Genomic DNA, 20,078 nt, shown 5'->3' on the forward strand with positions numbered 1-20,078 from the left:
CCGGGGTTGTCGGCACGGAGCACCGACGCGAAGGAGACGACCGGAATCACCGGATCACCTTATCCAGGGGGCGACGGGGCTTGTGCTGCGGCGTCCCGCGGTGTGTGATCGATGAACCACCTCCCAATGGCGAGAGGACCCCGGAATGCCCCTCGTTCCCGGCAGGTCGCGAGGCTCCCGCGGCCGCACAGCCCACACCGTTCCCGCACTCCTGGCCGCGGTCGCGCTCGCCGCGACCGCCCAGGCCGTCCCCGTGCCCGTCCCCGCAGCCGGCGCCGCGGACGGCCAAGTCCTGGTCAGCGCGGATCCCGTCGTCCTGGTCGGCGACGGTGGCACCGCGCACGTCACGCTCACCGTCGAGGCCGACGGCGGCGGCACCCTCGCCGCACCCGTCACGGTCCGCTGGCGCACGGGCTCGGGCACCGCGACCGCCGACGTCGACTACACCGCCGGCTCCGGCACCGTCGAGTTCGCGGCGGGAACGCCGTCGGGCGCCGAGCGGACCGTCGCGATCCGCACCCGGGCGTCGGCGTCGGGCGAGACGGCGGAGACGGTCCGGGTGGGTCTGGAGTCCGGGGACGCGGAGGTGTCCGCCGACCCCGTCGTCGTCGTCCGGGCGCACGGGCTGCCGTACCTCGACCGCCGCCTGCCCACGGAGCGCCGGGTCGCGGACCTGCTGGGCCGCATGACGACGGCCGAGAAGGTGGGGCAGATGACGCAGGCCGAACGGGCGAACGTCGCGGCCGACCCGGCGGTCGTCACGGACCTCGGGCTCGGGTCGATCCTGAGCGGCGGCGGGTCCACGCCCGCCGACAACACGCCTGCGGGCTGGGCCGACGCGATCGACGGCTTCCAGGCGCGCGCCCTGGCGACCCGGCTGCAGATCCCCCTGATCTACGGCGTCGACTCGGTGCACGGGCACGGCAACCTCGCGGGGGCCACGATCCTGCCGCACAACATCGGGCTCGGCGCCACGCGCGACCCGCTGCTGGTGGCCCGGGCCGAGCGTATGGTCGCCGCCGAGACCCGCGCGACCGGCGTCCCCTGGACGTTCGCGCCCTGCCTGTGCGTGGCGCGCGACGACCGCTGGGGCCGCACCTACGAGTCCTTCGGCGAGCACCCGGCGCTGGCCGGGGTGCTCGGTGCCGCCGCCGTCACGGGGTTCCAGGGGCGCCGCCTGGACGGCAGCCGATCCGTCCTCGCCACGGCCAAGCACTTCGTGGCCGACGGCGACACCGCGTACGGCACCGGCGAGGGCGACTACACGATCGACCAGGGCGTCACGCAGCAGAGCCGGCGGCACGTCGAGGCCGTGGACCTGCCGCCCTACGAGGCGGCGCTCGGGGCAGACGTCGGCTCGGTCATGCCGAGCTTCTCGAGCGTCGACTGGACCGACGACGGCCTGGGCAACCCCCTCAAGATGCACGCCCACGACGAGCTGATCAACGGCTGGCTCAAGGACGGGCACGGCTTCGAGGGCTTCGTCATCAGCGACTACCAGGGCATCCACCAGATCCCGCCGCTCGCGCCCGACCCGCCGACCACCGGCCAGATCGTCACGAGCGTGAACGCGGGCGTGGACATGTTCATGGAGCCCTCGCAGTTCGAGCGGTTCCACACGCGGCTCGTCGCCGCGGTGCAGGACGGTGCCGTGACCGAGGAGCGGATCGACGACGCCGTGTCCCGGATCCTGACGGCCAAGTTCGAGCTGGGCCTGTTCGAGGAGCCGTTCGCCGACCGGTCGCACGCCGACGAGATCGGGTCCGTGGAGCACCGGGCCGTCGCGCGCCAGGCGGTGGCGGCGTCGCAGGTGCTGCTCAAGAACGCGCGGCACGTGCTGCCGCTGGACCACGACGCGAGCATCTACGTGGCGGGCCGCAACGCCGACGACCTGGGCAACCAGGCCGGCGGCTGGACCGGCACGTGGCAGGGCTTCTCGGGCGAGGTCACCGAGGGCACCACGATCCTGGAGGGCATCCGGGCGGCGGCCGACGACGTCACGTTCAGCGAGGACGCCTCCGCGCCGACCGCCGGGGCCGACGTCGGCGTCGTCGTCGTGGGGGAGACCCCGTACGCCGAGGGGTTCGGTGACGTGGGTGGCCCCGAGTGGGCCTGGGACCCGGCGGACGGCGGCGTGCCGCGCGAGGAGAAGTCGATGGCGCTCCAGCCGGGCGACGCCGAGGTCGTGGAGAAGGTGTGCGCCGAGATCCGTACCTGCGTGGTCCTGGTGGTCTCGGGCCGGCCGCAGGCGCTGACCGACCAGCTCGGCTCGATCGACGCCCTGGTCGCGTCGTGGTTGCCGGGGACGGAGGGCGCGGGCGTCGCGGACGTGCTGTTCGGTGAGCGGCGGTTCACGGGCCGGCTGCCGGTCTCGTGGCCGCGGTCCGCCGACGACCCGGTGGTCAACGTCGGCGACCGGGACTACGACCCGCTGTTCCCGTTCGGCTGGGGGTTGTCCACGGGCGGCCGGGTCGCCCACCTCGACGAGCACCGGCTGGCGCTGCAGGACGCGGCGCTCGACCCCGTGCACGGCGTCCCGGCGCGTGAGTCCCGCCTGCTCGCCCGGGCCGACGTCGCCCGGCTGGAGGGGCGTGCCGGCCTCGCCCTGAGCATCCTGGGCGAGGCGGAGGGCGGGGGCGGACGCTGACGGACGCACGCCTGGGTCTCCGACAGGGGCCGGCGCAGGACGGTCGGCGGAGGGCGGCCGGGGCGGGACCCGCCAGGTGAAGGTGCCCCGCGGGGGTGGGTTGCTCTGGGTCGACAATGTCTACGCGGAGCAACCCACCCCCGCGGGGCATGTCCTCCCGGGGTCATCCCGCCGAGGCGATTCAGCCCGCCGAGGCGAGCGCCTGCTCCACGTCCTCGACCAGGTCGCGCGGGTCCTCCAGGCCGACCGAGAGGCGCACCGTCGTCTCCGTGATGCCGACGGCGGCCCGGCCGGGTGCGCCCAGCTTGCGGTGGGTGGTGGTCGCGGGGTGGGTGATCAGGGACTTCGCGTCGCCCAGGTTGTTCGAGATGTCGATCACCCGGAGCGCGTCGAGGAACGCGAACGTGTGCTTCTTCGCGCTCTCGGCGTCGGCGCCCTCGGGGACGGCCAGGTCGAACGTGACCACGGTGCCGCCCCCGCTCATCTGGGCGCGCGCGAGCTCGGCCTGCGGGTGCGAGTCGAGGAACGGGTACCGGACCGCGCCCACCCCGGGCAGCTCCTCCAGGGCGTTCGCGACGGTGAGCGCGCCTGCGCCCTGCGCCGCGACGCGTACCGGCAGCGTCTCCAGGCCCTTGAGCAGGGTCCACGCGTTGAACGGCGACAGCGACGGCCCCGTGTTGCGGATGAAGGTCTGCACGGGGCCGGTCACGTACTCGGTCGAGCCGAGGATCGCGCCGCCGAGCACGCGGCCCTGGCCGTCGATGTGCTTGGTGGCCGAGTACACGACGACGTCGGCGCCCAGCTCCAGCGGCTTCTGCAGCAGCGGGGTGGCGAAGACGTTGTCGAGCACCACGGTCGCCCCGGCCGCGTGGGCCAGGTCCACGACGGCGCGCACGTCCACGATGTCCTGCATCGGGTTGGAGGGCGTCTCGAAGAACACCACGTCCGCCGGTGTGGAGAGGGCCTCCTCCCACTGGGACAGCACGTGCCCGTCGACGTAGTCGGTGTGCACCCCCCACTTCTTGAGGATCTCCTCGAAGATCACCACGGTGGACCCGAACAGTGCCCGGGCGGCCACGATCCGCGAGCCGGACCCCACGAGCGCGGCCAGCGACGTGAACACCGCGGACATGCCCGTCGCGGTCGCGTAGCAGGCCTCGGCACCCTCCAGCAGGCGCAGGCGCTCCTCGAACGTGTGCACCGTCGGGTTCCCGTAGCGGGAGTAGACGAACCGGTCCAGGTCGCCCTTGAACGCGGCCTCGGCGTCGGCCGCCGAGTCGTACACGTAGCCCTGCGTGAGGAACAGCGCCTCGCTGGTCTCCTGGAACTCGCTGCGCTGGTGCCCGCCGCGCACGGCGAGCGTCTGCGGCCGGACGGTGGGCGGCAGCGGCTTGCGGCCGGACCCGCCCGGGCTCGCGTCGTGCGGGAAAGCGCCCGTGACGGTCACGCGTCGCCCTCCGACGCCGGGCCCTGCGACCAGGGCAGCCCGGCGACCTTCCAGCCGCGCTGGTCGCGGACGCCGTCGGCCCCGGGCGCGCCCTCGAACCCGTCCAGCACGTTGTACGACGGCGTGATGCCCGAGGCCGTCGCGAGCCGCGCCGCGCCGATCGAGCGCTGACCGGACCGGCAGAGGAAGACCACGGGGCCGTGCGTCACGCCGGCGGCCTTGAGCTCCTCCAGGAACGCGGGGTTGGGCCGTCCGCCGGCCCGCACCCACTCGCTGAACACGGGCCGCCTGCCGAGCGACGACGTGTCCGGCACGCCGATGGTGCGCCACTCGCCGTCGGTGCGGACGTCCACCAGCGTGGCGTCCGGGTCGTCCGCGAGCAGGTCCCAGGCCTGCTGAGGCGTGAGGTCGCCGGCGTAGCCGTCGGCGGGCCGGGCTCCGGGGTGTGTGGGATCGCTCATGGTGCTCCTCCATCGGTCGTGGCGGTAGCACCCTCGTCCGTCCGCGCCAGGAGGCGGGAACGCTGGGTTGCTGCGGCGTCGTCGTGCCACGTCACTCGGCCGCTCGGGATGGTCGTGGCCAACCCTACGACATCTGTCCGGTGGGTGGAACGGCGTCTCGCGCGCTGGGCGTTCGCTCAGCTGCTGGGACCAGCATCTGAGACATCCGTTGACAGTCGCTTGACCCGCGACACAGGATGACGCCAGGTCATGAGCGCCAGCGCCAAGCCCCGGCTCGCTGGCCGGCAACCCTCCTCCGCGGTGGGGTGCCCCGGGTGACGACCTGGCCGCGCGCAGCCCCGCGTGCGGCAAGCGCGGGGGCACGTCCCCCAGGACCTTGCTGGAGGATGCCATGTCCGCACCCACCCTCACCCGCCGTCCCGCCGCCTCGGTGGCGGACGTCGCGCCGCTCCGGCCCGTCGTCGGTGGCGCCACGCTCGTGCCGCTCGTGGACGGCACCCAGGTCGCCTATGCGAACCTCGACGTCGCCGCGTCCGCCCCGGCGCTGCAGGCCGTCGCCGACCGCGTCACCCAGGTGCTCCCCCTGTACGCCAGCGTGCACCGCGGCGCCGGCTACCTGTCGCAGGTGAGCACGGCGCTGTACGAGACCGCCCGTCGCACGATCGGCGCGTTCGTCGGCGCCCGTGACGACGACCTGACGATCATCACCCGCAACACGACCGACTCCCTCAACCTCCTCGCCGGCTGCGTCCCCGCCCAGCCCGACGGCGAGCCCGGCCGCGTGCTGGTGCTCGACGTCGAGCACCACGCCAACCTGCTGCCCTGGCAGCGGTCCACGGGTGCGACCGTGCTGACCGGCGGCGCGACCGTCGCCGAGACGCTGGCGCAGATCCGCGAGGAGCTCGCCGACGCCGCCGCGGACCGGCCGTTCGCCCTCCTCGCCCTCACCGGCGCCTCCAACGTGACGGGGGAGTCCCTCCCGGTCGACCAGATCGTGGCCGTCGCGCACGAGTACGGCGCGCGCGTGGTGCTCGACGGCGCCCAGCTCGTGCCGCACCGCCGCATCTCCCTGGAGTCGACCGGTGTCGACTACCTCGCGTTCTCCGGCCACAAGACGTACGCGCCGTTCGGTGCGGGCGCCCTGGTGGGCCGTCGCGACTGGCTCGACGCCGGTACGCCGTACCTCGCGGGCGGCGGTGCCGTCCGGCGTGTCCGGGTCGGTGGCACGGACTGGCACGAGGGTCCCGCCCGCCACGAGGCCGGCTCGCCCAACGTGATCGGCGCGGTGGCCCTGGCCGCGGCGTGCGAGGAGCTCGCGGCGCTCGACCCTGCCGAGGTGGTCGCGCACGAGACGGCGTTGCGGGAACGGCTGGTGGACGGTCTCGAGGCGATCGACCGCGTCGAGGTGGTGCGGGTGTGGGCGGACGCCGTGGACCCGGTGGGCGTGGTGACCTTCACCGTGTCCGGGTACGACCCGGGCCTCGTCGCCGCCTACCTCTCCGCGGAGCACGGCATCGGCGTGCGGGACGGCAGGTTCTGCGCGCACCCTCTGCTCGGCCGCCTCGGGTTCGACGCCGGGGCCGTGCGTGCCTCGGTCGGCGTCGGCACCGCGGGCGAGGAGGTGGAACGCCTGGTCGCCGCCGTGGCCCGGCTCGTCGCCGAGGGCCCGCAGGCCGGGTACGACGTCGTCGACGGCCTCTGGGTGGTCACCGACGACCCGCGCCCGGTCCCGGAGGGATCCGGTCTCGCGGGCCTGCTGGCGACGGCCGCCCTGGGCTTCGACGAGGCCTTCGGCTGCCTTCCCGAGGAGGACTAGTCCCCGACCGCTACAGCGCCAGGGCCACGCAGATGCCGCCCAGCGTCAGGTCGAGACCGATGCACCAGAGTGCGAGGGACCGGTTGACCACCACGTCGCGGCGGTAGTGCAGCACGTCCCAGACCGCGTGCGCGGCCAGGGCGAGACCCGCGAGGGCCAGCCCTGTGCGCGGCTCCAGGAACAGGGCCGCCGTCGCGGCCCCGAAGAAGCCGACCATCGCGGCGGCCTGCACCCAGGTGGTCCGGCGTCCGCGGGCGATCCCGATGCCGGTGAGGACCGCGCCCACCAGCGTGAACGCGATCCAGCGGGGCGTGTCGAGCAGCTCGGACGCGACCGGGATCGCGGACGCCAGGAGCGCGACCAGCCAGGCGGTCCAGCGCACGCCCGTCACGGCGGCGGCCAGATAGCACAGCGCCGCGACGCCGACGGCGGTGGCCGGGTCCTCGGCGACGGCGTCCTGCCAGCCGCCGCCCGCGATCGCCGTGCCGCCGATGAGCAGGCCCACGCCCGTGACCGCCCCGAGCACCAGCCAGGCGGTGTTGGTCGGCCAGGTCCCTGTCCAGCGGCTCGGCCGTGCGGCGGCCGCCGTCTCGAACGTCTCGGTCATGGTCCTGTCTCCTCGCGACCGGTTGGATACCCACCAGGGGTACCTTGGCAGACGGTGGGAGGTCGGCGAAACCCCTTTCGGTCAGGACCGAAGCCGCTCGGCCCGAGCGGCGTCGCCGGACGCGCAGGTCACGGGAGCGGCCTGCGCGTCCTCGACCCGTCAGAGGGGGAAGGCGCGCGGTGCCGGGAGGGCGGCCTCGACCTGTGCCGCGAGTGCCAGGAGCGTGAGCTCGCCGCCCGGCCGGCCGATGATCTGCACGCCCATCGGCAGACCCGCGGGCGCGTCGCTGGTCGGTTCGGTCCAGTGCGTCGGCACCGTGATCGCGGGCAGCCCGGCGACGTTGAGCATCGAGGTGAACGGCGTGTACTGGCACTGCTGCTCGAAGTTCCGCTCCGGGTCCTCGGCGTCGTACCACCCGATCGGGCGGGGCGTGAGCGCGAGCGCGGGGGTGACGACGGCGTCGTACGCGCTGACCTGAGCGACCAGGGACCGTTCGTAGCCTGTGAGCGTGCGCAGCGCCTCGGCGAGCTGCCGCGCCGGCAGCTCGCGCCCCGACCGGATCAGCCACTGCGTCAACGGTTCCAGCCGGTCGAGCGTCGCGGGGTCGTCGAGGGGTACCGCGGAGGCGCCGCCCATCCACAGGGTGCGGAACGCGGGGGCGTACTCGGGGGCCTCGGCGAGGACCGTCTCCTCGATCTCGTGCCCGGCCCCGGCCAGCGCGCGCACACCCGCGTCGAGCGCCGCCCGCGCCTCGGGCGACACCGTGATGTCGTAGAACCCGTCCCACGCCGACGACGTGGTGACGCCGATCCGGGCGACGCTCATGCCCGCCCCGCCGGTCTTCTCCGGGGCGGGCAGCTCCGCTCGCTGGGCCGTGGCCAGGTAGGCCCCCGCCGCGTACGACGGCGCGCGCAGCGTGAACGGGTGCGCGACGCCGCCCCCGGCCCGCCTCGGGAGCATCGCCTCCAGCAGGAGCGCGGCGTCGGCCACCGTGCGCGCGACGGGCCCGTTGACGACCAGCCCGCCCAGCGCGTCGACACCGCTGCCCGCCGGCAGCAGCCCACGCGTGGGCTTGAGGCCCACGACGCCGCAGGCCGCGGCCGGGATGCGGATCGAGCCACCGCCGTCGGACCCGGGCGCGAACGGCAGCATGCCCGCGGCCACCGCGGCGGCGGCCCCGCCGCTGGACCCGCCCGCACCGCGGGTCAGGTCCCACGGGGTGCGCGCGGGCGGGGCGCCCACCGGCTCCGTGTAGGCGGGGAAGCCGAGCTCGGGGGCGGCGGTCTTGCCCAGGCTGACGATGCCCGCGTCGTCCAGCACGCGGACGATCTCGTCGCTCTGCTCCGCCGGCGGCAGGCCTGCGAAGGCGCGTGACCCGAAGCCGGTCGGCACGCCCGCGCGGTTCCAGAGGTCCTTGTCGCCGGTGGGCAGACCCCACAGGCTGCCCGGCCACGGCGCGCCGTCCGGCTGCGTGCCGCTGCCGCCCTCGGGGCGACCCGCGGACTCGAGCTCCGCGGCGCGTGCCCGCGCACGGTCCGGGGTGACCGTGGCGAAGGCGCCGACCAGCGGGTCGAGCCGTTCGACGCGGTCGAGGAAGTAGTCGGTGACCTCGGTGGGGGTGAGCTCTCCGGCGGCGAGAAGGTCGCGGAGCTCGACGGCGGTCCGCTCGTGCAGGGCATCCATCGGGCCAGGTTATGCGCACCTCGGCACCGATCGGACGACCGGGCGTCGCCCAATGAAATGTCATTCCACCGCGCAGAATGCGCTTCTCCGGCATATGTTCGTGGGGTGCCGGCACCTTTACGGCGCGCCACCGTGGGGCGCCAGAGGTGACCAGAAATGTCTCTAAGGGGGAGAGAACCATGACATTCCTCAGTGCAGGGCTCGTTCTACCGAGCCAGGTCGACTGGCTGGAGCCGCTCACGAGCGCTCTCGGGGCCGTCGCGAGCTTCATCCCGAAGCTTCTGGTGTTCCTGATCGTCTTTCTCATCGGGTACTTCATCGCCAAGGCGATCGCCCGGTTCGTGGGGATGATCCTGACGCGGGTCGGCTTCAACAAGGTCCTGGAGCGGGCCGGGGCCACGAGGCTCCTGGCGGGCTCCGGGATCGAGCCGATCTCGCTGCTCACCAAGATCATCTACTACTTCATCCTGCTGATCACGCTCCAGCTCGCGCTGAGCGCGTTCGGGCCCACCAACCCGGTGAGCGCGATCGTGAACGACATCGTGGCGTGGCTGCCGAGCCTGCTCGTCGCGATCATCATCGTCGTGATCGCCGGCGCTATCGCGAATGCCGTGAAGGACCTTCTGCTCAACACCATGAGCGGTGTTTCCTACGGATCTCTCGTGGCCAAGGCCGTGTCGTTCCTCATCATCGCGCTCGGTGTTATCGCCGCGGTCAACCAGATCGGCATCGGCACCACGGTGACAATGCCTGTTCTCGTCGCATTCCTGGCCACCGTCGCCGGGATTCTGATCGTCGGTGTCGGTGGTGCGCTGATCGGCCCCATGCGCTCGCGCGTCGAGGGCTTCCTCGGCAACCTCTCGTCGGGTGGTGGCGCCGCAGCCACGCCCGCCGCGGGGACCGGGACCGCTCCGGGCACCGACCCGGGCGCCGCCCCGGCGTCGGGCTCGTTCGCGCCCCCGCCGCCGCGCGACATCTGATCGCCCCGGCTCACCGGTCGCAGGACGCCGGGGTCGCACCGTCAACCGACGGTGCGACCCCGGCGTCGTCCTGTGCGGGTCTCGCGGTCGCCCGGCAGCGGCGATCGGCCCGCCGGGTCGAGCCCCCTAGCCCGCGCCCAGCAGCGCGCGGGCCTCGCCCAGCACGTCGGCGAGCCGCTCCAGGTCGGGGTCGTCCTCGGTCGGCTGGATCGCCACGGTGCCGGCCCCGGCGTCGCCGAACCGGCGGACACCGTCGGCGAAGTCCTGGGCGTCGCCCCAGATCGCGTAGCTCGCGAGGCGCTCGTCGTCGGCGACGTCCCGCCCCCAGGCGGTGAGCTCGGCGCGCAGGCGCGTGACGGCGTCCGGTCCGGTGCCGCCCGACACGAACTGGATCACCGGGAAGTCCTCGGCCTCCCGCCCGGCGGCGGCCCGGCCCTCGGCGACACGTTCCAGCGCACCCGGCAGGCCCGCCAGGCCCACGGACCCCTCCAGCACCACGCCGTCGCCCACCTCGCCCGCGAGCCGCAGCGACTTCGGTCCCGTGGCGGCGACCGGCACCCCCACGGGCCGGGCGGGCGGCCAGTCGAGCGCGACGTCGTCCAGGGAGACGTACCGGCCCGACGTCGTCACGCGCTCCCCGGCGAGCAGCGAGCGCAGCGCCGTCGAGTACTCGCGCATGAGCGTGAGCGGGGACGCCGCCTTCGCGCCCACCTGCGCCATCCACGACTGCACGCCGTGACCGATGCCGGGGACGAGCCGCCCCGGGAACATCCCGTCGACCGTGGCGACCTCCATGGCGGTGAGCGCGACGTTCCGCAGCGGCGTCGGCATCACGCCGATCCCGACCCGGACCCGGTCGGTGGCAGCGAGGATGGCGGTCGCGGCGGAGATCCCGCCCGTCTGGAAGCAGTCCTCCCAGAGCCAGATCTCCTCGATCCCCGCGGTCTCGACGGCGCGGGCGAGGGGAACGATGCGGGACGGCGGGGTCGAGGGGCGGATGATGCACGCCAGTGTGGTCATGGGGCCCACGCTGTCACGGCGGCAGCCGTCAGATCCAGTCCTTCCGGGCCGCGTACCAGCCCAGCTGGATCCGGGTCGAGACCCCGGCGATACCCATCAGCACCTTGACGCGCCGCTGCACGGTGCGCAGCGACAGGCCGAGCTGGTTGGCCACGGACTGGTCCGTGAGGCCGGCGAGCATCAGAGCGAGGATGCGCGCGTCCTGCCGGTCGAGCCCGGACCGTTCGGCACCCTCGCCGGGCAGGGGGAACGGGGTGGCGTCGCGCCACACGCCCTCGAACAGCGCGATCAGGGCGTCCAGCAGCCCGGAGGGGTGGATGATCAGCGCGCCCACGAGGTCGGGCGCCATGTCGGTGGTGCCGTCCCCGGCCTCCCGCACCGTCTGGATGGGCACGCACGCGAGCCGGTGGTCGATGATGAAGAGCTTGATCGGCACCCGCTCCGAGAACCGGACGTCCTCGCCCTTCTCGATCGCCTCGGTGACGTCGTCCACGCGCAGCATGCCGGTGTCGAGGAACACCCGGTCCACGACCACGCGGTACCGGACGCCGCGCGCGACGGCCTGGTCCTCGGCGGTGTTCTCGCCGACGGACATCACGAAGACCGGCGGCTTGGTGAACGACTCGACGGTCTCGCGCGCACCGAGCTGGAGCTGCGTGAGCCGTTGCCGCACCGCGTCGGCCCCGCGCACCACGTCCACGACGTCGGTCGCGGGCCGGAGGGCGGACGAGCGCCGGAACTCCGCCTCGAGCTGGATCAGCTCCTCCTGCGCGGCCTGGATCTCGTCCTTGCGCCGGGCCAGCAGCGCGCCGAGCGCGATCTCGGGCGGCGCGGCCTGGAAGCGGGAGTCGTCGGTGCTCTGCCGCGTCGCGAGCCCGTGGCTCTCCAGCGCGCGCAGCACGTCCAGGGCGTCGCCCGGGTCGCAGCCGAGGCGGCGGGCCAGCTCGGCCGCGTCGAGGGACGGCGAGCCCACCAGGTCGTGGTACGCGAGGGCCTGGGACGTGGTCAGGCCGAGCACCTCACCGAGCATGAGTCCTCCCGCCGGACGAGATCCGCAGCGTCGGGCCCGAGGATACGGGATTGCTAACCTCCGGCAGGTGAGCATCGAGGACGTGCGCTTCCCCGCGGCCGACGGCGAGCCCGTCGCCGGCCGCTGGTTCCTGCCGGACGGCGACCCCGTGGGCGTCGTCGCGATCGCACCCGCCATGGCGATGCCGATGCGCTTCTACCGGCACACCGCGGCCTGGCTCGCCGAGCGGGGCCTGGCCGTCCTGACCTTCTCCTACCGCGGGTCCGAGCCGGAGCTGTACGGCCCGCTGCGGGAGTCGGCCGCGACCGCCCTGGACTGGTACCGCGACGCGGAGGGCGCCGCGGGGCACGCCCGCGTCCGGGCGGACGCCGCGGGCGTGCCGCTCACGTGGGTGGGCCACTCGTTCGGCGGCCAGAGTCTCGGCTTCCTGGCGGACGTCGCCGTGGACCGCTGTGTCATGGTCGCGTCGGGCACCGGCTGGCGGGGGCTGGCGGCGCCGACGATCCGGACCTGGTCGCCGCTGCTGTGGCGGGTGATCGCCCCGGCCGCGACCGCCGTCGCGGGCTACTACCCGGGCCGCCGGCTCCGGATCCTGGACGACCTGCCCGCCGGCGTCATGCGCCAGTGGGGCCGCTGGTGCCTGCACCGTGACTACCTGTTCAGCGAGCACCCGGAGCTCCGGGAGCGGTTCGCGAAGGTGGGCACGCCGGTCACGGCCCTGTGGACGGCGGACGACGAGCTCATCTCCCCGGAGTCGATCCGGTACTGGAGCGCGGAGTTCCCGGGCACCGAGATCGAGCTCGTCGAGATGCGCGCCGCCGACCACGGCCTGACCCGCATCGGTCACTCAGGCTTCTTCCGCCCGAAGCGGGCCGTCCTCTGGGAGGAGCTCCTCCTGCCGCGCCTCGCCGTCGGCTGAGCCGTGTTGCCTCTCCCTCGGGAGGGGGCGCGGTCCTCTCCTGCTCGCCGCCGGTCGGAGGTGCCCCGCGGAGGTGCGTTGCCCAGGGTAGACATTGTCTACGCACAGCAACGCACCTCCGGCGGGGCACCTCCGACCGAGGCCGCGACGGTGCCGCGTCAGAGCGGGGTGACCCTACCCGTGAAGTGCCGGGTGCCCTTGCCGGAGCGCCAGCCGTCGTACACGAAGCCCGCGGCGCCCTCGGCCGCCGGCTCGACGTCGGCCACCGGGCGGATCGCCACGTCGACCGTGCCCGGCAGCAGCACCGGCCGGAAGAACTCGACGGTCCACTCGTAGGCGTCGCCGCGCAGCGCCGGGCCGACCTCCGCCAGCGCCCGTGCCGCGCTGTACATCCCGTGCGCGATGGCCCGCGGGAACCCGAACGCCTTGGCGCCCAGGGCCGACGTGTGGATCGGGTTCTGGTCGCCCGACACCGCGCCGTAGGCCCGGCCGGTGCCGCCGCCGAGCGTCCAGCGCGCGGTCGGCAGCGGCGGCGTCCACTCGGGCCGCCCCGTCGCGGACGATCCCGCCCCGGACGATCCCGCCCCGGACGATCCCGCCCCGGACGATCCCGCCCCGGACGGCCCCTCGTCGGGCGCCGTGAAGCCCTTGGCGAGGTAGGTCGAGACACCCTGGTAGACGAGGTCGCCGCCGGTCAGCACCTCCGCGACCAGGTCGACCTGGACACCCCGGCGGTGACCGCGGGCGTTCTGCGCCCACGCCCGGACCTCGAGCGGCTCGCCCAGGCGTACCGGCCTGAGCACGCGCGCCACGTTCCGGAGGTGGACCATCCCGAGCAGCGGCAGCGGGAAGTCCGGTCGCACCATGACGGCGGTGGCCAGCGGGAAGGCCAGCACGTGCAGGAACCCGGCCGGCAGCACGTCCGACGCCGGTTCGCCCAGCAGCTGCTGGTACGCCGCCAGGTGCGCGGCCTCGCCGGACGTGTCGACGTCGCCGACACGGTAGCTCACCTCCGGCAGGCGCACCGCGCCCCGGGGGCGCTTCGTCGCCGACCCGGCGACCCCCTTCGCGAACAGCCCGCCCAGCCTCGGCAGCGCTGCCAGCTCCGTCTCGCCGTACGACGCCGGCGCACCGCGCCGTGCCACCGCCCGCCCTTGCTCCGTCACTTGCCCACCATGTGCTGACCGCAGACGCGGAGCGTCTGCCCGTTGATCCCGGCCGCCGGGTCGGACGCCAGGAAGCAGATGGCCTCGGCGATGTCGACCGGCAGGCCGCCCTGGCCGAGCGACGGCATCCGCCGTGCCACGGTGCGGGTGAGGGCGGGTACCTTCGCGGTCATCTCGGTCTCGATCCAGCCGGGTGCCACGGCGTTCGTCGTGCCGCCGACCGCGGCGAGCACCGGGGCACCGGCGGCCGCGTTCGCGATGACGCCGGCCTTCGTGTAGCCGTAGTTGGTCTGTCCCCGGTTGCCGGCGAGCCCGGTGGTCGAGGCGAGGGAGACGATCCGCAGGCCCTCGACGCCCGCGGCGAGCAGACGCTCGTTGATCCGGAGCTGCGCCGTCAGGTTCACGGCGATGACCGGGTCCCACTTGTCGGCCGTCATGTTGGCGAGCAGCTTGTCGCGGGTGATCCCCGCGTTGTGCACCAGGATGTCGAGACCACCGAGCGGCTTGGCCGCGGCCAGGATCTTGTCGGCCGCGTCGTCGGCGGTGATGTCGAGCTGGAGCGCGACCCCGCCGATCTCGTTCGCGACGGCCGCCAGCGACTCGCCGGCAGGCGGCACGTCGATCACCACGACCTTCGCGCCGTCCCGCGCCATGGTCCGGGCGATGGCCGCGCCGATGCCCCGCGCGGCGCCGGTCACGACGGCCACCTTGCCGGCCAGCGGGTGCTCCCAGTCCACGGCGGTGCTGTCGGTCGTGCCCGACGGCCCGACCGGCAGGAGCTGGCCGTCCACGTACGCCGACTTCGCGGACAGGAAGAAGCGCAGCGTGGCCTCGGCGGAGGCTGAGTCCACGGCCGCGTCGTGGGTGAGCTGGATCCCGTTGGACGTCGACCCGCCCCGCAGCTCCTTGCCGAGCGAGCGCACCAGACCCTCGACCCCGCCCCGGGTCGCGGCCAGGACCGGGGCGTCGCCGTCCCCGACGGCGCGGGAGATCGTCACGACCCGGCCGTTGCCCGCCAGGCGGCGCAGCGTGCCGGCGACGGTCAGCACGGGCGCCGAGACCGCGGCGGGCGTCTCGGCACCGGTCAGCACCAGCACCACGGCGCCGAACCGCTCGCCGTCGGCGGTCTCGGGGCTGCGGCGCACGTCGAGGTCCCAGCCGGACAGGGTCTTGGCGACGGCGTCGGCGTCGGCGGCCGAGGCGTCGTCGGACACGACCAGGACCGGGCCCACGGTCAGCGGGGCGCCGGGGCGGTAGCGGCGGAGGATGGCGGGCTGGGGGAGGCCCAGCTTCTTGAAGACGGGCTTGAGCGTCCCGTTGGCCAGGTTGAGATAGCTGTCGGTCACGGTGTCCTCTTCGATTGCGGTGGCGGCGGGGCGGGCGGACGGCCCGGACTAGGCGGACTCGATGACGGCCACGGCACCCAGGCCGCCGGCCGCGCAGATCGAGATCAGCGCACGTGTGGGCTTCCCGGTCTCCGCGGCCTTCGCCGAGACCAGCTTCGCGGCCGTCGCGATGATGCGGCCGCCGGTCGCGGCGAACGGGTGGCCCGCGGCGAGCGAGGAGCCGTTGACGTTGAGCTTGCTGCGGTCGACCTTGCCGAACGCGCCGGGAAGGCCCAGCTCGGTGCGGCAGTACTCCTCGTCCTCCCACGCGGCGAGCGTGGTCAGCACGGTGGAGGCGAACGCCTCGTGGATCTCGAAGAAGTCGAAGTCCTCGAGCGTCAGCCCGTTCCGGGCCAGGAGGCGCGGCACCGCGGCGGCGGGGGCCATGAGCAGACCCTCGTGACCGTGCACGAAGTCGACGGCCGCCGTCTCCGCGTCCACGAACTTCGCCAGGATCGGCAGCTCGCGCTCCTGCGCCCACTCGCGCGAGGCGAAGAGCACGGCGGAGGCACCGTCGGTCAGCGGCGTGGAGTTGCCTGCCGTCATGGTGGCCTCGGCGTCGAGCGAGGTGCCGAACACGGGCTTGAGCTTGGCGAGCTTCTCGGGCGAGGTGTCGGCGCGCAGGTTGTCGTCGCGGGTCAGGCCCTTGAACGGCGTGACCAGGTCGTCGAAGAAGCCGGACTCCCAGGCGCGCGCCAGGTTCCGGTGCGAGTTGTAGGCGATCTCGTCCTGCGCCTCGCGGGTGATGCCCCACTTCGCAGTGGTGATGGCCTGGTGCTCGCCCATCGACAGGTGCGTGCGGGGCTCGCCGGTGCTGGGGGTCGCGGGGGCGAGGTCCTTGGGGCGGATCTGGAGCAGCGCGCGGATCTTGGCGCCGGTCGTCTTGGCGTGGTTGGCGTCCAGGAGCGCGGCGCGGAGACGGTCGCTCACGACGATCGGCGCGTCCGACACCGTGTCGGTGCCGCCCGCGACGCCCGACTCGATCTGGCCCAGCTTGATCTTGTTGGTGACCGCGATGGCGGCCTCCAGACCGGTGGCGCAGGCCTGCTGCACGTCGTAGGCCGGCGTGGTGGGCGCCAGGGAGGAGCCCAGCACCGACTCGCGGATCAGGTTGAAGTTCTTGCTGTGCTTGAGCACGGCGCCGCCGGCGACCTCGCCCAGGCGCTCGCCCTGCAGGCCGAACCGGGCCACGAGGCCCTCCAGCGCCGCGGTGAACATGTCCTGGTTGCTGGTCCGGACGTACTTCTTGCCGGCACGGGAGAACGGGATGCGGTTGCCGCCGATGATCACGGCCTCACGCGTGGACGGGACGGGGGAGGGGGTAGTGGACACGTCGCTGTTCCTCTTCGCTTGGTCGTCGGGCGAGTGGCTTCGTCGGTTCGAGCCTGGCCGAGGCCGGGGCGGGCCGCGACCCGGTTCGCACGGGGTGGTGCCCAGGACTCACAGTACCTGATACTCTCAGTCTCGTGAGACGAATCACAAGACCTCTAGCGAGTCACGGTGAGGAGGCGGACCGATGAGCATCGGAGTCGACGGTCGTTCGACCCGCTGGGACGACCACCGCACGGCCCGCAGGGCCGAGCTCGTCCGGGCGGCGCGCAAGGCCGTGCACCGCCTGGGTCCCGCGGTCTCGATGGACGAGATCGCAGCCGCGGCGGGCACGTCCAAGTCCATCGTCTACCGGTACTTCGACGACAAGGCGGGCCTGCGGCTCGCCGTCGCCGAGACCGTCGTGATGCAGATGCACGACGCGCTGCGTGCCGCTGCACAGGGCGCCGACAGCCCCGAGATGGCGCTGCGCGAGATGGTACGGGTCTACCTCGAGATGATCGAGAGCTCGCCCAACGTCTACTGGTTCGTCACGCGCACGGCCATCGGCGGCAACGAGCCGGCCCCGGTCGAGAGCGGCCGCCGCGGCCGCCGCGCTCCCGCCGCCGACGTCGCGGACGCCGCCGTCCCGACCACCGCCGTGGACCTGCACCCGCTGGGCGCCTACCTCGACTCGGTGATCGAGCTCGTCGCGGAGCCGTTCGCCCGCGCCACCGACGTCACCCCTGCCGACGCCGCCGCCTGGGCCGCCGGCGCCGTCGGCTTCGTCCGGGGCTCCGGCGAGTGGTGGCTCGGCCACCGCAACGTCGAGGCCAGCCCGCTGAGCCGCGAGGAGCTCACGGAGCGCGTGACGCTCTGGCTCTGGACCGGCCCCGTGGGCGTGCTGCACCACGACCGGCCCGGCTCCGCGTCCCTGCGGTCGTGACCTGACCCTGACCCGATCCACCCTCCCGAGAACCAGAACCTGGCCTGAGGCCGAACACCGAGGAGAACCGATGACGACCACCTCCGAGCCCGTGACCACCCCCGCGGCGACCGAGGCCGCGGCGCCCAGGCCCGCGACACCCCGTCCGGCGTCGGGCCCGCGCGTGGACGTGCCCGCCCTGCAGCGGATGCTGCTGGGCCGCTGGCCCGAGGAGCGCGCGGAGGCGCGGCGCCTCGTGGCCGAGCACCCCGAGCTCTGGAAGAAGGAGGGGATCACCAAGGAGGAGCACCGGGAGATCGCCCTGGCCCAGATGAAGGCGATGGTGCCGTTCGGTCAGGTGCTCCGGGCGTTCCCGGAGCGGCTCGGCGGGCGGGGCCAGGCCGGGGCGAACCTGGTGGGCTTCGAGGAGCTGGTCGCCGCCGACCCGTCGCTGCAGATCAAGGCGGGCGTGCAGTGGGGCCTCTTCGGTGCCGCGATCCTGCACCTCGGCACCGAGGAGCAGCAGGACCGGCTGCTCCCCGGGGCGATGGACCTGAGCGTGCCGGGCGCGTTCGCGATGACCGAGACGGGCCACGGGTCCGACGTCGCCTCCATCGGCACCACGGCGACGTACGACCCGGAGACCGAGGAGTTCGTGCTCAACACCCCGTTCCGCGGGGCGTGGAAGCAGTACCTCGGCAACGCGGCCAAGCACGGCGTGGCCGCGACCGTCTTCGCCCAGCTGATCACGGGCGGCGTGGACCACGGCGTGCACTGCTTCTACGTGCCGATCCGCGACCCGCAGACCATGGAGTTCCTGCCCGGTGTGGGCGGTGAGGACGACGGGCAGAAGGGCGGCCTGAACGGCATCGACAACGGCAAGCTGCACTTCACGAACGTGCGCGTGCCGCGCCGGGACCTGCTCGCCCGCTACGGCCAGGTGGCCGCCGACGGCACCTACACCTCCTCGATCGACAGCCCGGGCCGCCGCTTCTTCACCATGCTCGGCGCCCTCGTGCAGGGCCGCGTGTCGCTCGACGGCGCATCGATCAGCGCCGCCAAGATCGGCCTCGCGATCGCCACGAAGTACGCCGAGCAGCGGCGGCAGTTCTCGCCGTCCGCCGGGGCCGACGAGCTGACGCTGCTCGACTACGCGACGCACCGCCGCCGCCTCTTCCCGCGGATCGCCGAGGCGTACGCGATGCACTTCGCGCACGACGAGCTGCTCGACCTCTTCGACGACGTGTTCTCGGGCCGCGAGGACACCCCCGCCAAGCGCGAGGACCTGGAGACGACGGCGGCCGCGCTCAAGGCCACCTCCACCTGGTACTCCCTCGACACGCTCCAGGAGTGCCGCGAGGCCTGCGGCGGCGCCGGCTTCCTCTCCGAGAACCGCTTCACGGGCCTGCGTGCCGACCTCGACATCTACGCCACCTTCGAGGGCGACAACCACGTGCTCCTGCAGCTCGCGGCGAAGCGGCTCGTGGGCGACTACGGCAAGCGGATGGCGAAGGCCGCCAGGACCCCCGGGGGCATGGCGGGCATCGTGGCGGGGCAGGCCAAGGACGCGGTGCTGCACAAGCTCCCGCTCAAGCGGCTCGGCCAGTCGGTGGCCGACGGCGGCGCCGCGCGCTCGGCGGGCCGGCTGCTGGACCCGGAGGTGCAGCGCGGGCTGATCGCCGGGCGCTTCGAGGGCATGGTCGCGGCCACGGCGATGGGCATGCGCCCGGCGCTCAAGGCCGACTCGATCACGGCGCAGGAGATCTTCGACGACAACCAGGTGCGCCTCCTCGGCTCGGCCTCGGCCTGGGCCGAGCTGGTGCGCTGGGACGCGTTCACGAAGGCCATCGGCACGGTCTCCGACGCCGGTACCCGCGCAGTGCTCACGCTGCTGCGCGACATCTACGGGCTCACCGTGATCGAGCGGCACCTCGACTGGCACCTGACCAACGGCCGCATCTCCACCGGGCGTGCCAAGGCGGTCACGTCGACGATCGACCGCCTGCTCAAGCAGCTCCGCCCGCACGTGCTCGACGTCGTCGACGCCTGGGGGTTCACGCAGGAGCACCTGCGCGCCCCGATCGCGGACGGCTCCGAGAAGGAGCGTCAGGACGAGGCGCGCACGTACTACCGCGAGCTGCGCGCGAGCGGCACGGCGCCGGTCAGCGAGAAGGAGCTGCGCAAGCGCCAGGCCCAGGCCTGAGGCCTGCGGCGGTCACGCGGCGTCGGGTACTGCCGCCACGACGGGGGCGGGGAGCTGCTGCACGGGAGCCTCGACGGGCTCGGCGGCAGCCTCCTCGTCCTCGTCGTCGTTCTCGGCCGGCCGCGCGAGCGGCCCGCCGAGGGTGACCTGCGCGCGCAGCACCGGCACCGGTTCAGGAGCTGCCCGGGCCACGACGAACGTGCCCGCCAGTCCGAGGAGGACGGCGAGCACGGCGAGCGGTACGAGCTGGTATGCGAGGGTGAGGCCGAGCAGTGCGCCGCAACCCACGGCGACGATCGATCCCATCACGAGTACACGGGTCATCAGGAGCCTCCCTGCCAAGGTGTCTCCGAGGAGCATTGCCTGACCCCAGGGGGATGCCGTCGATCACCGGGTGCCCGCTCGCGCCGTCGCGACGTCTGGCGACGCACGATGCACGGACCGGCTCCGGCTGAGCTGGGGCTCATCAGATTGTGTGTGG

General features: G+C 73.7%; 16 protein-coding genes and 1 riboswitch. Of the genes, 6 read left to right on the forward strand and 10 right to left on the reverse strand.

What is annotated here, in order from left to right; genetic code table 11:
* Positions 1 to 145 precede the first annotated feature (145 nt).
* On the forward strand, positions 146 to 2,647 hold the full coding sequence (locus tag ACIBBF_RS19355) for a glycoside hydrolase family 3 N-terminal domain-containing protein (RefSeq protein ID WP_397416489.1): 2,502 nt from the start codon (positions 146 to 148) through the stop codon (positions 2,645 to 2,647).
* Positions 2,648 to 2,828: 181 nt separating this feature from the next.
* Here ACIBBF_RS19355 and ACIBBF_RS19360 read toward each other — a convergent pair whose 3' ends face one another.
* Together ACIBBF_RS19360 and ACIBBF_RS19365 are read right to left on the reverse strand one after the other, a co-directional pair.
* Positions 2,829 to 4,094 carry an O-succinylhomoserine sulfhydrylase gene (locus ACIBBF_RS19360; protein WP_397416491.1) on the reverse strand — a complete coding sequence of 422 codons (1,266 nt, stop codon included), beginning with the start codon at positions 4,092 to 4,094 and terminating at the stop codon, positions 2,829 to 2,831.
* Positions 4,091 to 4,555: a rhodanese-like domain-containing protein gene (locus tag ACIBBF_RS19365; protein ID WP_397416493.1), complete on the reverse strand. Its 465-nt coding sequence runs from the start codon at positions 4,553 to 4,555 to the stop codon at positions 4,091 to 4,093. Before ACIBBF_RS19365 ends, ACIBBF_RS19360 begins: the two co-directional genes overlap by 4 nt.
* A 245-nt stretch (positions 4,556 to 4,800) precedes the next feature.
* Positions 4,801 to 4,915, forward strand: a riboswitch (SAM riboswitch).
* Positions 4,916 to 4,946: 31 nt separating this feature from the next.
* Here ACIBBF_RS19365 and ACIBBF_RS19370 point away from each other — a divergent pair.
* Entirely contained in the window at positions 4,947 to 6,371 is a 1,425-nt protein-coding gene (locus tag ACIBBF_RS19370) for an aminotransferase class V-fold PLP-dependent enzyme (RefSeq protein ID WP_397416495.1), read from the forward strand.
* A 10-nt stretch (positions 6,372 to 6,381) separates the two neighbouring features.
* Here ACIBBF_RS19370 and ACIBBF_RS19375 read toward each other — a convergent pair whose 3' ends face one another.
* Complete coding sequence (locus tag ACIBBF_RS19375) at positions 6,382 to 6,978, reverse strand: hypothetical protein (RefSeq protein ID WP_397416497.1); 597 nt, start codon at positions 6,976 to 6,978, stop codon at positions 6,382 to 6,384.
* 159 nt (positions 6,979 to 7,137) lie between these two features.
* Complete coding sequence (locus ACIBBF_RS19380; RefSeq protein ID WP_397416499.1) at positions 7,138 to 8,661, reverse strand: amidase; 1,524 nt, start codon at positions 8,659 to 8,661, stop codon at positions 7,138 to 7,140.
* 179 nt (positions 8,662 to 8,840) lie between these two features.
* On the opposite strand from ACIBBF_RS19380, the gene ACIBBF_RS19385 reads away from it, so the two are divergent.
* Positions 8,841 to 9,641 carry a hypothetical protein gene (locus tag ACIBBF_RS19385; RefSeq protein WP_397416501.1) on the forward strand — a complete coding sequence of 267 codons (801 nt, stop codon included), beginning with the start codon at positions 8,841 to 8,843 and terminating at the stop codon, positions 9,639 to 9,641.
* A gap of 126 nt (positions 9,642 to 9,767) precedes the next feature.
* Here the strand turns inward: ACIBBF_RS19385 and ACIBBF_RS19390 are convergent, their stop codons facing one another.
* Complete coding sequence (locus ACIBBF_RS19390; protein ID WP_397416503.1) at positions 9,768 to 10,661, reverse strand: LLM class flavin-dependent oxidoreductase; 894 nt, start codon at positions 10,659 to 10,661, stop codon at positions 9,768 to 9,770.
* A 28-nt stretch (positions 10,662 to 10,689) separates the two neighbouring features.
* Positions 10,690 to 11,691 (reverse strand): helix-turn-helix domain-containing protein, encoded by a 1,002-nt coding sequence (locus tag ACIBBF_RS19395; RefSeq protein WP_397416505.1) that lies wholly within the window; start codon positions 11,689 to 11,691, stop codon positions 10,690 to 10,692.
* Positions 11,692 to 11,758: 67 nt separating this feature from the next.
* Between ACIBBF_RS19395 and ACIBBF_RS19400 the strand changes: the two genes are divergently transcribed.
* A complete protein-coding gene (locus ACIBBF_RS19400) occupies positions 11,759 to 12,610 on the forward strand; it encodes a hypothetical protein (protein WP_397416508.1) in 852 nt (283 codons plus the stop codon).
* A 158-nt stretch (positions 12,611 to 12,768) separates the two neighbouring features.
* On the opposite strand, the gene ACIBBF_RS19405 is transcribed toward ACIBBF_RS19400, so the two are convergent.
* The 3 genes from ACIBBF_RS19405 to ACIBBF_RS19415 are packed head-to-tail and all read right to left on the reverse strand — an operon-like array spanning position 12,769 to position 16,493.
* Entirely contained in the window at positions 12,769 to 13,776 is a 1,008-nt protein-coding gene (locus ACIBBF_RS19405) for a MaoC family dehydratase (protein WP_397416509.1), read from the reverse strand.
* Entirely contained in the window at positions 13,773 to 15,122 is a 1,350-nt protein-coding gene (locus ACIBBF_RS19410) for a 3-oxoacyl-ACP reductase (RefSeq protein WP_397416512.1), read from the reverse strand. The genes ACIBBF_RS19405 and ACIBBF_RS19410 overlap by 4 nt, the downstream gene beginning before the upstream one ends.
* Before the next feature lie 48 nt (positions 15,123 to 15,170).
* Positions 15,171 to 16,493 carry an acetyl-CoA C-acetyltransferase gene (locus ACIBBF_RS19415; RefSeq protein ID WP_397416514.1) on the reverse strand — a complete coding sequence of 441 codons (1,323 nt, stop codon included), beginning with the start codon at positions 16,491 to 16,493 and terminating at the stop codon, positions 15,171 to 15,173.
* Between the two features lie 184 nt (positions 16,494 to 16,677).
* Here ACIBBF_RS19415 and ACIBBF_RS19420 point away from each other — a divergent pair, with 184 nt between their 5' ends.
* Together ACIBBF_RS19420 and ACIBBF_RS19425 are read left to right on the forward strand one after the other, a co-directional pair.
* Positions 16,678 to 17,415: a TetR/AcrR family transcriptional regulator gene (locus ACIBBF_RS19420; protein ID WP_397416516.1), complete on the forward strand. Its 738-nt coding sequence runs from the start codon at positions 16,678 to 16,680 to the stop codon at positions 17,413 to 17,415.
* 70 nt (positions 17,416 to 17,485) lie between these two features.
* On the forward strand, positions 17,486 to 19,597 hold the full coding sequence (locus ACIBBF_RS19425; protein ID WP_397416518.1) for an acyl-CoA dehydrogenase: 2,112 nt from the start codon (positions 17,486 to 17,488) through the stop codon (positions 19,595 to 19,597).
* Between the two features lie 12 nt (positions 19,598 to 19,609).
* On the opposite strand, the gene ACIBBF_RS19430 is transcribed toward ACIBBF_RS19425, so the two are convergent.
* Entirely contained in the window at positions 19,610 to 19,921 is a 312-nt protein-coding gene (locus ACIBBF_RS19430; protein WP_397416520.1) for a hypothetical protein, read from the reverse strand.
* Between the last annotated feature and the right edge of the window lie 157 nt (positions 19,922 to 20,078).

The organism is Promicromonospora sp. NPDC050880 (genome assembly GCF_044456525.1).
In the GTDB taxonomy this organism is placed as follows: Bacteria; Actinomycetota; Actinomycetes; order Actinomycetales; family Cellulomonadaceae; genus Promicromonospora.

Coding starts and splice junctions, on each gene's coding strand:
- ACIBBF_RS19355 (WP_397416489.1), top strand. CDS start 146: ATGCCCCTCGTTCCCGGCAGGTCGCGAGGCTCCCGCGGCCGCACAGCC.
- ACIBBF_RS19365 (WP_397416493.1), bottom strand. CDS start 4,555: ATGAGCGATCCCACACACCCCGGAGCCCGGCCCGCCGACGGCTACGCC.
- ACIBBF_RS19370 (WP_397416495.1), top strand. CDS start 4,947: ATGTCCGCACCCACCCTCACCCGCCGTCCCGCCGCCTCGGTGGCGGAC.
- ACIBBF_RS19375 (WP_397416497.1), bottom strand. CDS start 6,978: ATGACCGAGACGTTCGAGACGGCGGCCGCCGCACGGCCGAGCCGCTGG.
- ACIBBF_RS19380 (WP_397416499.1), bottom strand. CDS start 8,661: ATGGATGCCCTGCACGAGCGGACCGCCGTCGAGCTCCGCGACCTTCTC.
- ACIBBF_RS19385 (WP_397416501.1), top strand. CDS start 8,841: ATGACATTCCTCAGTGCAGGGCTCGTTCTACCGAGCCAGGTCGACTGG.
- ACIBBF_RS19390 (WP_397416503.1), bottom strand. CDS start 10,661: ATGACCACACTGGCGTGCATCATCCGCCCCTCGACCCCGCCGTCCCGC.
- ACIBBF_RS19395 (WP_397416505.1), bottom strand. CDS start 11,691: ATGCTCGGTGAGGTGCTCGGCCTGACCACGTCCCAGGCCCTCGCGTAC.
- ACIBBF_RS19420 (WP_397416516.1), top strand. CDS start 16,678: ATGAGCATCGGAGTCGACGGTCGTTCGACCCGCTGGGACGACCACCGC.
- ACIBBF_RS19425 (WP_397416518.1), top strand. CDS start 17,486: ATGACGACCACCTCCGAGCCCGTGACCACCCCCGCGGCGACCGAGGCC.
- ACIBBF_RS19430 (WP_397416520.1), bottom strand. CDS start 19,921: ATGACCCGTGTACTCGTGATGGGATCGATCGTCGCCGTGGGTTGCGGC.